This window comes from Ruminococcus sp. RTP21204st1_B2_RTP21204_210225 (assembly GCF_040914135.1).
GTDB lineage: Bacteria > Bacillota > Clostridia > Oscillospirales > Ruminococcaceae > Hominimerdicola > Hominimerdicola aceti.
In genome coordinates this window covers 1-10961 of sequence record NZ_JBCPGA010000055.1, presented here as the reverse complement: position 1 = coordinate 10961, position 10961 = coordinate 1, and the positions used below count along the sequence as shown (strand labels likewise).

At 38.3% G+C, this 10961-nt stretch carries 15 protein-coding genes and 1 tRNA gene; 10 read left to right on the top strand and 6 right to left on the bottom strand.

The genetic code is table 11. From position 1 onward, the window contains the following. Positions 1–178: 178 nt before the first annotated feature. Positions 179–271: transfer RNA gene (locus AB5123_RS12870), tRNA-Ser, on the top strand. A 443-nt stretch (positions 272–714) separates the two neighbouring features. Here the strand turns inward: AB5123_RS12870 and AB5123_RS12865 are convergent. After that, a complete protein-coding gene (locus AB5123_RS12865) occupies positions 715–1053 on the bottom strand; it encodes a helix-turn-helix domain-containing protein (RefSeq protein ID WP_117856653.1) in 339 nt (112 codons plus the stop codon). A gap of 179 nt (positions 1054–1232) precedes the next feature. On the opposite strand from AB5123_RS12865, the gene AB5123_RS12860 reads away from it, so the two are divergent. The 8 genes from AB5123_RS12860 (at position 1233) to AB5123_RS12825 (ending at position 7269) form a co-directional block, all read left to right on the top strand. Further along, positions 1233–2075 (top strand): zinc ribbon domain-containing protein, encoded by an 843-nt coding sequence (locus tag AB5123_RS12860; RefSeq protein ID WP_117856654.1) that lies wholly within the window; start codon positions 1233–1235, stop codon positions 2073–2075. Between the two features lie 65 nt (positions 2076–2140). Then, a complete protein-coding gene (locus AB5123_RS12855) occupies positions 2141–2470 on the top strand; it encodes a hypothetical protein (RefSeq protein ID WP_117856655.1) in 330 nt (109 codons plus the stop codon). A 140-nt stretch (positions 2471–2610) separates the two neighbouring features. Next, a complete protein-coding gene (locus AB5123_RS12850; RefSeq protein ID WP_278634906.1) occupies positions 2611–2736 on the top strand; it encodes a hypothetical protein in 126 nt (41 codons plus the stop codon). 62 nt (positions 2737–2798) lie between these two features. Beyond that, complete coding sequence (locus tag AB5123_RS12845; RefSeq protein WP_278634907.1) at positions 2799–3290, top strand: DUF1643 domain-containing protein; 492 nt, start codon at positions 2799–2801, stop codon at positions 3288–3290. A gap of 258 nt (positions 3291–3548) precedes the next feature. Further along, positions 3549–5300, top strand: a complete 1752-nt coding sequence (locus AB5123_RS12840; protein ID WP_278634908.1) for a DUF927 domain-containing protein — start codon at positions 3549–3551, stop codon at positions 5298–5300. A 2-nt stretch (positions 5301–5302) separates the two neighbouring features. Next, positions 5303–5686, top strand: coding sequence for a hypothetical protein (locus AB5123_RS12835; RefSeq protein WP_178184296.1), 384 nt, complete (start codon positions 5303–5305; stop codon positions 5684–5686). A 144-nt stretch (positions 5687–5830) separates the two neighbouring features. Then, positions 5831–6037: a helix-turn-helix domain-containing protein gene (locus tag AB5123_RS12830; RefSeq protein WP_278634909.1), complete on the top strand. Its 207-nt coding sequence runs from the start codon at positions 5831–5833 to the stop codon at positions 6035–6037. 80 nt (positions 6038–6117) lie between these two features. Next, complete coding sequence (locus AB5123_RS12825; RefSeq protein WP_329966466.1) at positions 6118–7269, top strand: tyrosine-type recombinase/integrase; 1152 nt, start codon at positions 6118–6120, stop codon at positions 7267–7269. A 38-nt stretch (positions 7270–7307) separates the two neighbouring features. Here the strand turns inward: AB5123_RS12825 and AB5123_RS12820 are convergent, their stop codons facing one another. From AB5123_RS12820 to AB5123_RS12800, 5 genes are all read right to left on the bottom strand, one after another. Beyond that, entirely contained in the window at positions 7308–7634 is a 327-nt protein-coding gene (locus AB5123_RS12820; protein ID WP_117856661.1) for a type II toxin-antitoxin system RelE/ParE family toxin, read from the bottom strand. Then, entirely contained in the window at positions 7624–7884 is a 261-nt protein-coding gene (locus tag AB5123_RS12815; protein ID WP_117856662.1) for a type II toxin-antitoxin system Phd/YefM family antitoxin, read from the bottom strand. Before AB5123_RS12815 ends, AB5123_RS12820 begins: the two co-directional genes overlap by 11 nt. Positions 7885–8284: 400 nt before the next feature. After that, entirely contained in the window at positions 8285–9139 is an 855-nt protein-coding gene (locus tag AB5123_RS12810) for an amino acid ABC transporter substrate-binding protein (protein WP_195249707.1), read from the bottom strand. Further along, positions 9120–9272, bottom strand: a complete 153-nt coding sequence (locus AB5123_RS12805) for a hypothetical protein (RefSeq protein ID WP_181979662.1) — start codon at positions 9270–9272, stop codon at positions 9120–9122. The genes AB5123_RS12810 and AB5123_RS12805 overlap by 20 nt, the downstream gene beginning before the upstream one ends. A 26-nt stretch (positions 9273–9298) precedes the next feature. Further along, positions 9299–9856 (bottom strand): CYTH domain-containing protein, encoded by a 558-nt coding sequence (locus AB5123_RS12800; RefSeq protein ID WP_195249708.1) that lies wholly within the window; start codon positions 9854–9856, stop codon positions 9299–9301. Positions 9857–9984: 128 nt separating this feature from the next. On the opposite strand from AB5123_RS12800, the gene AB5123_RS12795 reads away from it, so the two are divergent. Then, on the top strand, positions 9985–10875 hold the full coding sequence (locus tag AB5123_RS12795; protein ID WP_117856665.1) for an ATP-binding protein: 891 nt from the start codon (positions 9985–9987) through the stop codon (positions 10873–10875). Positions 10876–10961: the final 86 nt, after the last annotated feature.

Below are 10961 nucleotides of genomic sequence, written 5' to 3'. Positions count from 1 at the left end.
TATTTTATCAGATTTTTGCCTATCTCTCTTTTCTTTTTTCTTAATTTTGTCCAATATCTATTGTAGCACTACAAAAAAGAACAAAAAAAGTTTCAAAAATGTCTTGACAAGTAAAAGATCATATGGTATAATATTAAAGTCGCTTAGATAGTGTGACACATATAAAAAATGATAAACTGGAGAAGTCGCCTAGCCCGGTTTATGGCGCACGACTGGAACTCGTGTATGGGTTAATAGCTCATCGAGGGTTCGAATCCCTCCTTCTCCGCCAAAAAGTCTCGTAAACACGTTGTTTGCGAGACTTTTTCTTATATGCAGAAGGTAGGATAAAATACTCTGGAAAAAGCGAATTGGCGACGGAAAGGCGACATAATAGGATAAATAAAATATAGGCAGGATACACTAAAATACGGCAGGAAGTAAAATACTCCCTGCCGTATTTCGTTTTTAGGGTGAAATATCAAGAACATAACACGATTGTCATAGCAAAAATGCGGCGATTTTTGCAAATCGCCGCATTTGCTCTATGCTGCTCGTCCAAAATGGACTCGCAGAGGAATATGGAAAGGAGCAGCCTCGTCAAGCAAGTCTGCTCCACTCGTACAAGCAGTCCAACGTGTCCGTTGAACTGCTCACCGAGATGTTCTATCTACTGAATGTAATTCTTTATATAGTTGATTATTAAAAAAGTGAGGAAAAAAGGAATTTGGGAATTCAATCATCTACATTACAACGTTCATCTAAATTTTCAAAAAAGCACTTCACAATATTCTGAGCAGACTCAATCTCCTTAGTCGAACGTCCCTGCATAAGTTTCTTCCATTCATTAAAAAGAACAAGCTCATTCTTTGGCAATTCGCCAAACAGCAAATGGTCTGAACTCACTTGTAATATCTCTGCAATTCTTATAACAACGTCAGTACTTGGATTTCTCTTGTCCAACTCAATCAGTGCCATATAGCTTTCACTTATAAAAGCACGTTCGGCAAGCTGAGCTTGTGTAAGTCCTGCCTGCTTTCGAGCATTTCGTATTCTGCTTCCTATACTGTCCATATATGCACCACCTATCTACTATATATAATTTTAACATTATTTTTTGAAATATTTCTTTTCTTATAGTAATGTTGTACTTGACAAATAGTAAATATGGTGGTATAATTAATCACATAAAGTAAGTTTGTGATAGAACTGGCATTAGTATAAAATATATAACATAAAAAGGTGGTTTTATTATGGCTGATTCAAAAATTTTCAAACTCGTAGATGGTGTAACCATAGATATGGTTGGTCGTGCTGTTGAGTGCTTTTTGAGAGATAAAAAAGCACTTACAACAGAAGGTACAAGTTCACCAGAAGGATATTTTGTGCAAGCAAAAGAACCAGAAAGCAAATCTTGGAAGAAACTTGCTGGTATGAGTATGGCAACACAAGTTCAAATCATTCCTGCTGGTGATATGATCACAGTAAATATTGGTGCTGGCAAGTGGTCTGATAAAGTTGGAGCAGGTGCAGTCGGAATGCTTCTTTTTGCACCTCTAGCGGTCACATCGGTAATTGGTGTTTTAGGTCAAAAAAAATTGCCACAAGAAATTTTCGATGAAATCGAAAGATTCATAATGAGTGGTGGCAAAAACGTTTCCGTGTCTTTGAGTGCGAGCAAGGCACTTAAATCAGACGAAATACTGTGTCCTAAATGTAAAACGCCTAACCACGAAGGCACAAAATTCTGCAATAATTGCGGTGAAAAACTGATAAAAGAGTGTCCAAGTTGTGGTGCTGAAGTTGCTCTCGGCATAAAATATTGTCCACAATGCGGAAGTACAATGGAAAAGGAAAACCTCTGCCCTAATTGCCATAAAAACGTTCCAGAGGGAATGAAATTCTGCCCAGAGTGTGGTAGTTCTATGGAAGTAAAAAATCTTTGCCCATATTGTAATGCAGAAGTGCCAGAAGGAATGAAATTCTGTCCTGACTGTGGTAAATCAATTTCAAAAGTAAAGACTTGTCCGAATTGTCACGCAGAGATACCCGAAGGTAAAAAGTTCTGTGGTGAATGTGGCACAAAAATTGAATAACAATTAATAGCAATCCCTATCTTACAGCAATGTGAGATAGGGATTTTTTATTTAGGAGCAAACATATGACAATACTAACAAAAATCAATCAAATAGATAATATCGACACAATAACAGACAAACTAAAAGCAGATATATCTCAGTCAATATCAATTCTGAATACAGCATACGGAGTTGACAGAGATGTATATAACGATCTCGGCGGCTTCTGCTGCATAGTCTCAAATGAAGATGATATAAAATTTCTGCTTGATAGGTGGAACGTTGATATACTCAACGATATAAGCGAAGTGACCTTGGAAATAGACGGATATATAAAAAAGCTTTTCATAATAAGTTCCGACTATGCCATTGTTGCATACATAAAAGCAAGCTTGATAGACCAATTCAGATAAATAATGAGCTGGTCTTTTTTCTTTGAAGGGAGGTTTTTCTAATGGGCTATTTTGTGGCAGGCTTTTTCGCTACTCTCACAGTTCTTGTTGTTGTCGATTCAGTACTGTAAAAAAATTTTATTGCGATTGGAGGTGAGATAATGATACTTGGACTTATAAGCTCCATTGCTGCAACTGAAAGCGTTGCAATGCTCATAGAAGGTTCTGCACTTGCAATAACTACATTCTTTGCTGCCAAAAAGGGCAAATCAGTAAGAAGAAAATAAATCCAAAACATAGGGGCTTGCTTATGTGAGTCCCTTTATATGTTCCGAAAAGAGGTATGCAGATGATAACAGAGAACAGTAAAATTGAGAATACTGTAATATTCTCAGATGATAATACACATAGATATTTACTATCAAGAATATGGAACACTTCAAATGAAGTCCCGTTGTTCATAACTAAAACAGCAGGACAAGCTAATGGAGTTTTGCTAGACTTAACTACAAATATAATCTCATCAAATTTGTATAAGCTTGGCTATGGCGGTTTCTATGCGGTCAACCTATGCTCTGCCATGGATAGTAAAGCCGAACAACTCTATGATAAAGATACAGACGTAATAATCAAGAAATATTTGAAGTCTGTCAATGAAGTGATTATTGCTTGGGGAACACTAACCAACAAGACTTTAAAAAAGCGAGAAGAGTATGTTCTTGATATGCTACACAAGTCCAATAAAAAATTGTTGTGCGTAACTGATAATCTAGGACATATGAACGTACACCCTTTGACCCCTTCAGTAAGAAAAGATTTCTATATTGCTGAGTTCAAATAATTTACTACATACAGTTGTTCTTTTCTGCTGAGTCCGTGGCGAGTTTTTCAAAACTTGCCGCAACTACTCAGCAGAAATTTTTTTTGAATCATAAAGATAGAACTTTCCTATGCGGCAAGTGGGGAAAAACGAGCTTTGAGGACTCAGCAGAGCAAAATTACATCTCCTTGATACAAAAAAACTTGTTTTCAAGTTTGCAAAAGAACAATACTATATGGACTAAAAATCCAATTTTTTGAGAAAGGAGGTGGATATTTTATGGACTCGTATAAAATTGAAAGGATAACTCAAGAGGAATACAATTCCTACCAAGAGCACTCTTTCTTTCCTGCCATAATTGAAAATGACTCCTTGTGGCTTGTAAAAAGGTCTGATAAAGACAACAGCCGTTATATAAAGATCTGGATATCCATACAGCTTGAAGTAACACAATACTTAAAAGACGAGGATACCAATGAAAAGTTTCTTAATATAACAGCTAAAACACCATTCGGCTTAGAAGAGGAAGTAATATCTGCAGACTGTCTGAATAAAAAAGATATTACCGAACTTCAAAAGAAGTGGTTCTTCAATGAAGCATATTCAGACATCTTGATAAGATATCTGATACAAGCTTCTGAACAAGCTCCCCGTGTAATACTCTACAAGAGCATAGGCTGGTTTCAATATAAGAATAACCTCTATTTTAGAACAAATAGGGTTCTTCATAACAAGGAACTTGCAAGCCAATTTCAATATGCAGGAGATTTGAAACTTGACAATAAAATATCCTCAAAATCAATCTACCTGAACGCACTAAATAATTTGCTTACGACAGACGGAAGTATGTTCGCAGTAGTCGCAGGTCTATCATCAGCTCTCTTGAGCTACTTAAAGCTCACATACTCAATGGAGAACATCTTGATACACATCTATGGAGACAGTTCAAGCGGAAAAAGCACCTTTTTGAAACTTGCACTTTCAATGTGGGGCAATCCAAACGAGCCACCGCTCTTCAACGAGTGGAACTCGACAACGAACGCCATATATGCTGCATTGTCCAACAATCAAGGCATAACAGTTGGCTTTGATGAAGCAAGCTGCTCCGCACTCGACTATTCCACGCTGATATACAACCTCTCACACGGAAGAGACAAGGCAAGGTGCAACAAAGACTCAAGTCTGAGAGAGTCCAAGACGTGGTCAACAACGATCATCTCAACAGCAGAGGAGTCTCTGCTCACCAAAACCAAAAAGAACAATGGAATTCGTGCAAGGTGTTTGGAGTTCGACAACCTGCACATAACTCAGAGTGCTGAACACGCAGAGAAAATCGACAGACTCATCTCACATAAAAATGGGATAGTAGGAGAAGATTTTGTTAGCTATCTTTATAGTAAACAACCTCGCATCGTGTTCAATGACTTCAAGCTATGTCAAAAATATTTGTCGAGGAAACTTCAAGACAAAGCTTGTCAGATAACAGACAGAGTAATAAAACACTATGCTGTTCTTCTACAAACGGCTCTATACGCTTTGAGAATAGGTATGTATATTGATACTCGTTCAATAGTCAATGTTCTTATGAAACAGCACGAATACTTGCGTGATGAAACCAAGACAGCTGAAAGCCTGCACAATGCGATATGTGAGTATATAGTCACGCATAAAAAGCTATTTCCAGAGGCAGAGGAATTAAGATACGACAAATCTAGTCCTTGCGAGGGTATAACGACTGAGACATCAGTACTCTTAATTGAATCTGTCTTGCAAAAAATAATCTATGCAAATAACTTCACAGATATGAAAATGGCTGTAAAGTGGCTGTACAAAGAAGGCTATCTTAAAAAGCAGTCTGGAAAGTACTATCTGAAAAGAACAATATCAGGTGTCTCCGTAAAAGTATACGAGATATTGCAAATTGGTGACAATCCCGAACCTAAAATAAGAGAACCACCTAAGTTCACAGGAATAAGAGTACAAAAAAAGAATGAAATCAACGAAACGAAAAATTTGAAAGGAAATGAATAATAATGGTTATACCAAACAAAGATAATCTTACAGTAATTGACTCATCAAACAATAGCTCGCACGGTAAAGGTACATACAGTATATCTATCGTGAACACAAAGACTAATGGCAGAAGGATAAAGCTTTCCCCTGCACTTTGGCAGGCACTTGACTGTCCAACGAACATTAACATTCTGATAGATGACAAGAACGCTTATTTTGTTCCAGATGAGAATGGAATAAAAATATGTGACGGAGGTATTATATACAATACAAATTCAGTCCTCACAATAACAGAAAAGTTCAAGATCGACTACTCAGGAGTTTCCTCAAGGAGCTTTTCGGCAAAATTGGAAACTGATGATAACACGAACGAGAAGTTTGCTTATGTGAACTTCATAGCCTAACTTCAAAATTCAAAGGGCAGAATTTTTTGTTCTACCCTTTGCTTAAAAATCACTTACTAAAAACGTAGAAAAACTCTTTCAGATATATATTATAATATTGCGTGGTGAAAGACGTACTACTTTATATAAAAGGAGCAAATTATTATGACGAACAAAATTGAAAATCTATGTGATATACTCACACCTCAAGAAATCTCAGAGTTCTTAGGTATTTCCTATAACTCAGCCCTCAAACTTATAAAATATAATATGGTCTATTTAAAACTAGGCTCTAGATACAGAGTCACAAAGGAGAACTTCCTCAAATTTCTACAAACATCAACACCGTCACAGGCAATAATCAATAAATAACAAACATAAATAAAGACTATTCCGACCTAAGCAAAATCATTTTGCTTGGGTCGTTTTCAATTATAATGAGGTGACAATCAATGAGTATAAGAACAAGAAGAAACAAAGAAGGAAAAATAACTGGCTATCAAGCAGTAGTTGAGAGAGGTGAGAGTTCCACAGGCAAAAGACTAAGAGACACCAAAACATTCAAGACGAAGAAAGAAGCCGAAGCCTACCTCAATCAGACAAAGAGCCACATACTCAACGGCACATACATAGAGCCTAATAAAATGACTGTCTCACAGGCACTTGACGAGTGGCTCGAAACACAGGTCAAACCTACACTAGCCCCTGCAACAGTAAAATCGTATCAATATAATATCAAAAATCACATTCGTCCAGCATTGGGAAATATTCAGCTCCAAAAGCTCACAGCAATGCAGATACAGAATTTTTTGAATGCTCTTGATAAGGAGAAGAACTTGTCTCATAGGTCTATGAAGTATATTTGCGATAACCTGCATAGCTGTTTGAAATATTTCACTTTCAAGAAAATGCTGTCAACAAACGAGTGCGATTTTGTTAAAGTACCTAAAAAGAAGCAAAAGCCTATAAGCAGTTTCTATTCCATAGATGAGATAAAAACGCTTATGCAGGCTGTTCAGAACGATAGATTAAGACCAGTTGTCTATCTAGGCTTAATGTCACTCAGACGTTCTGAAATGTGTGCTTTGACTTGGAGCGATATTGACTTTCAAAACAATGTGATCTCGGTGAATAAAAATCTTGTCTACATAAATGGAGAGTATATAATCGGAGGCTGTAAAACAGAATCATCAAAAAGGCAAATACAAGTACCACCCACAATAATAAATCTACTGGGCGAATACAGAAGATACCAAATCAAAGAGAGAATGTATTGCAAAGAGGAATATATAGACAGAGATCTGATAGTCTGCAAATATAATGGCGACTATTTGAATCCTGCCACACTTTCAGCAAAATTTTCACAGCTATTAAAGAAACATAATCTAAGACATATTCGTCTGCACGACCTAAGACATTCCTATTGCTCAATACTCTTGAACGACCTGAATATTCCAGTCACAATAGTGTCTAAAAGTGCAGGACACGCTAACACACAAGTAACGCTGAACACATATTCTCATGTTGATTCAAAAATGCAGAAGAAATCTGCTGACGCACTTGAAGAGAACGTATTTTCAGACATAAAAAAAAAGCTAGGCTAATAACAAAGGAACAGTCCACAATGAACTGTTCCTTTGTTCTAACTCTTAAAAAGGCTTATGTAATTCGTTCGACCATTGACTATTCTGTAAATCAGAACATTGTTCACAGTTGTCTGAACCTTATAAAGAATGATATAATCTTCTGCAACAAGCTTTCGCAGACCTTTCTTTGAAAGGAATTCATCATTGATAAGAGGTGCAATAAAAGGCTGTGTGGAAAGATTGCTGATAGATTGGTCTATCATCTTCATAATACGAGTAGCCGCTTGTGGAGCGTACAATTCACTTGCAATGTAGGAAAAAATCCTATCAAGGTCTTTCCTTGCGTGGGCGGTGAACTTAATGCTGTATATATCAGTAGCCATATTTTGCCCTCATTTCAGAAAGGACTTCCTCACCGTCAAATACATTGCCCTCTTCTACATCCTGTTCGGCTTCTGCAACGAGCTGATAGAGATGAATTTGCTCAATAAGTTTGTCATAAGCTTGATTGGACATAACTACCATATCACTATAACCATTCTTAGTGATAAAAACAGGTTCGTCAGTACTGTGACAAAGCTCAGATATTCCGCTTGTGTTTTTCAAATCTTTGATAGGAATGATTTTTGGCATATATGACATCTCCTTATATCTTACTATGGCTTAATTATACCATAATAATTTCAAAAAGTCAAGTTCTGCGGTGCGACCTGCGGCGACGGAATAAAATAAATTCTGAATCAGAACGATCAAGGCACCATAAGAACACAAAAAAATAATTGACAGACAACATTAAATAAGGTAAAATAAATCTAAATAATAATAAAACATCTTCAAACTGCTGTCGAGCGACTGGAACTCGTGTATGGGTTAATAGCTCATCGAGGGTTCGAATCCCTCCTTCTCCGCCAAAAAGTCTCGTAAACACGTTGTTTGCGAGACTTTTTATTTTCTAAAGATATAACACGCAGAAAAACTTAATAAGCAAAAAAATCGGACAGCCCGAAGACTGTCCGATTGAATGTTTTTGTGATTATTCTATGGTCGTGATGTCGCTTCCGAACCAAGATGTTGATATCTCAGCGAGCTTGCCGTCCTGCTTCATTTCGTGAAGGATCTCCTCAATCTTGTCGCAAAGTGCCTGATCACCAAGTCTGAAGCCGATAGCGTACTCCTCTGGGTCAAGGCCGTCAGGAAGCACCTTGTAATCCTTGCCTGATGTGGATATCTCGTAGTTTGCAACTACTGAGTCAAGGAACGCTGCGTCTACCATGTTAAGCTCCAACTGCTGGAGGGCTTCAACATTTGTCGCAAGCTCTGTTGTTGTCGCACCATTTGCTACAACGTCAGATGCAAGAAGTGTTTCCTGTGCTGTTGAACCGTTCTGTACGGCAATGTTCTTGCCTGCAAGATCAGCCTGTGAAGCAACGTCGCTTGAGCCGTTTACAACAAACACCATTTCATTCTTCATGTAAGGCTCGCTCATGAGCATTACTTTCTTTCTCTCATCGCTGACAGAAAGGCCGTTCCAGATGCAATCTATTGTGCCTGCATTAAGGTCCTGCTCCTTTGTATCCCAGTTTACAGAGTAAGTTTCAAGCTCTACACCAAGTCTTGAGCAAACTTCCTTTGCAACGTCGATATCAAAGCCTACGATGTTGTCGTTCTCGTCTGTGTAGCCCATTGGCTTGAATGTTGGGTCAAGACCAAGCACAAGCTTGCCTGAATCAAGAACTTTCTGAAGTGAGTTATCCTCGCCTGTTGCAGCGGCTGTGCTGTTTGTGCCTGCTGCTGATGAAGAATCAGATGTGCTTCCGCAGCCTACAGCCAAAAGCATCATGGCAGCAGCGGAAAGTGATGCGATAGTCTTAAAAATAGATCTTTTCATTATTAACTTCCTTTCGGGTATCATCAAAATACCATTTCATACGTTTTAACACTTTAATATAATAACATATTATAACGTCACTGTCAATTATCATTATTGCCCAAACCTTTGCAGGCTGTGGGTGCTTTTTCATAGAAAATGACCGCAGACAGGCGAAAATCAGCAATTACCAAGCTTTTTGGCTCTTTCCATGAACCTTGCATACTTGCCTATTACCGCTTTCCCCTGTGTGATACCTGCATTTTTCAGTATCTCCAAAGGCTTTTCGGGATAGTCGGCTGTATATTCAAGCTCCAGCTCATAGTCTGTCAAGCCAAGATATTCGCTTTTGTCAAGGCATATCTCAACATGGTCAAAATCGGTGCAGAGCTTGCGCTGAGTATGCAAAGAGCCTGCAAGGTCAGCGGCAGGGAAATCTCTCCCCACAAGCTGTGAAAGCTCCTGTGCGGTGAGCTTTTCAGGCAGGCTGTCAAGCTGTTGTTCATACTCTTTTTTCACATGAAGTGCACCGTTTTCGGAGATAGGTGCTTTAAGCTGCAAAAAATATTTTTCGCCTATCTGCCTGACACGGATACTTGTCATGCCTGAATCTCTTTGCGGGATATAATAAAAATTGGTCTGCTCGATTATTTTGTTCCACTGAAAAAGCTTTTCGGCGATGTTATATTGTTCTTTTGTGAGAGAAATTTTTATCTCACGCTCTATATTTTCGCTCATGATATCCTCCTGCTTTAATACTTTATTATATTATAACAATATCACAATACAATGTCAACACGAATATGGTTGACAAAATCCCATAAAAATAGTAGAATTTAAGTATATGATTTTAAGGAGAGTTTGAGATGTCAAGAATATTGACGCCACAGCAGAAGATAGAGCGGAGCATCGTTACTGATTTTCGCAGAGATATATGGAACAAGTTCGTAATGGGATATGAGCGTTACGATATGATAAAGCCGGGGGACAAAATAGCGGTGTGCATATCAGGTGGCAAGGACTCAATGCTTCTTGCTAAGTGTATGCAGCATTTGCAGAAATATCAGGGCATGGACATAGGGCTAGAATTTATTGTAATGAACCCAGGCTACAGCGACGCAAACAGGCAGAGAATAATCGACAATGCGGCGCTTATGGGAATACCCATAAAAATGTTTGAAACAAAGGTCTTTGACATTGCATACAACACAAAACGCAACCCATGCTATCTTTGTGCAAGAATGAGGCGTGGCTGGCTTTACAAATTTGCGCAGGATCTTGGGTGCAACAAGATAGCTTTGGGACATCATTTTGATGATGTTATAGAAACCATACTCATGAGCATGGTATACGGAGGACAGATTCAGACTATGATGCCGAAGCTGCACTCGAGGAACTACGCAGGCATGGAGCTTATCAGACCACTGTACATGGTGAAAGAGGCGGACATTATCCGCTGGGTGGAGCAGAACGATCTGCATTTTATCCGCTGTGCCTGCCGTTTCACTGAGAGCTACGAGGGGTCAGAGAAAAAGGGTGAGGTATCAAAGCGGCAGGAAATGAAGGAGCTTATAGCAAAGTTTCGTGCCACCAATCCCAACATTGAAAACAATATTTTCAAGAGCGTTTACAACGTCAATCTGCGCACTGTGATACAATACGAATACAAGGGTAAGAAGTACAATTTTATGGACACATACGATGATTACGACCCAAGTGTTCAGGCAGATGACGATGATGATGAGGGAATAGAGTAAAAAAGTTGTAAAAATGTAGGTTTGTCAATCATATTGGACACTATTATTAAGAAATTCGATAGGCGAAAACCATTTGAGGGGACGCA

What these genes read in the sequence shown, in the direction of transcription:
- AB5123_RS12825 (WP_329966466.1), top strand. Translation starts at nt 6,118, where the DNA reads ATGAGTATAAGAACAAGAAGAAACAAAGAAGGAAAAATAACTGGCTAT.
- AB5123_RS12865 (WP_117856653.1), bottom strand. Translation starts at nt 1,053, where the DNA reads ATGGACAGTATAGGAAGCAGAATACGAAATGCTCGAAAGCAGGCAGGA.
- AB5123_RS12810 (WP_195249707.1), bottom strand. Translation starts at nt 9,139, where the DNA reads ATGAAAAGATCTATTTTTAAGACTATCGCATCACTTTCCGCTGCTGCC.
- AB5123_RS12815 (WP_117856662.1), bottom strand. Translation starts at nt 7,884, where the DNA reads ATGCCAAAAATCATTCCTATCAAAGATTTGAAAAACACAAGCGGAATA.
- AB5123_RS12860 (WP_117856654.1), top strand. Translation starts at nt 1,233, where the DNA reads ATGGCTGATTCAAAAATTTTCAAACTCGTAGATGGTGTAACCATAGAT.
- AB5123_RS12840 (WP_278634908.1), top strand. Translation starts at nt 3,549, where the DNA reads ATGGACTCGTATAAAATTGAAAGGATAACTCAAGAGGAATACAATTCC.
- AB5123_RS12820 (WP_117856661.1), bottom strand. Translation starts at nt 7,634, where the DNA reads ATGGCTACTGATATATACAGCATTAAGTTCACCGCCCACGCAAGGAAA.
- AB5123_RS12835 (WP_178184296.1), top strand. Translation starts at nt 5,303, where the DNA reads ATGGTTATACCAAACAAAGATAATCTTACAGTAATTGACTCATCAAAC.
- AB5123_RS12795 (WP_117856665.1), top strand. Translation starts at nt 9,985, where the DNA reads ATGTCAAGAATATTGACGCCACAGCAGAAGATAGAGCGGAGCATCGTT.
- AB5123_RS12805 (WP_181979662.1), bottom strand. Translation starts at nt 9,272, where the DNA reads ATGAAAAAGCACCCACAGCCTGCAAAGGTTTGGGCAATAATGATAATT.
- AB5123_RS12800 (WP_195249708.1), bottom strand. Translation starts at nt 9,856, where the DNA reads ATGAGCGAAAATATAGAGCGTGAGATAAAAATTTCTCTCACAAAAGAA.
- AB5123_RS12830 (WP_278634909.1), top strand. Translation starts at nt 5,831, where the DNA reads ATGACGAACAAAATTGAAAATCTATGTGATATACTCACACCTCAAGAA.
- AB5123_RS12845 (WP_278634907.1), top strand. Translation starts at nt 2,799, where the DNA reads ATGATAACAGAGAACAGTAAAATTGAGAATACTGTAATATTCTCAGAT.
- AB5123_RS12850 (WP_278634906.1), top strand. Translation starts at nt 2,611, where the DNA reads ATGATACTTGGACTTATAAGCTCCATTGCTGCAACTGAAAGCGTTGCA.
- AB5123_RS12855 (WP_117856655.1), top strand. Translation starts at nt 2,141, where the DNA reads ATGACAATACTAACAAAAATCAATCAAATAGATAATATCGACACAATA.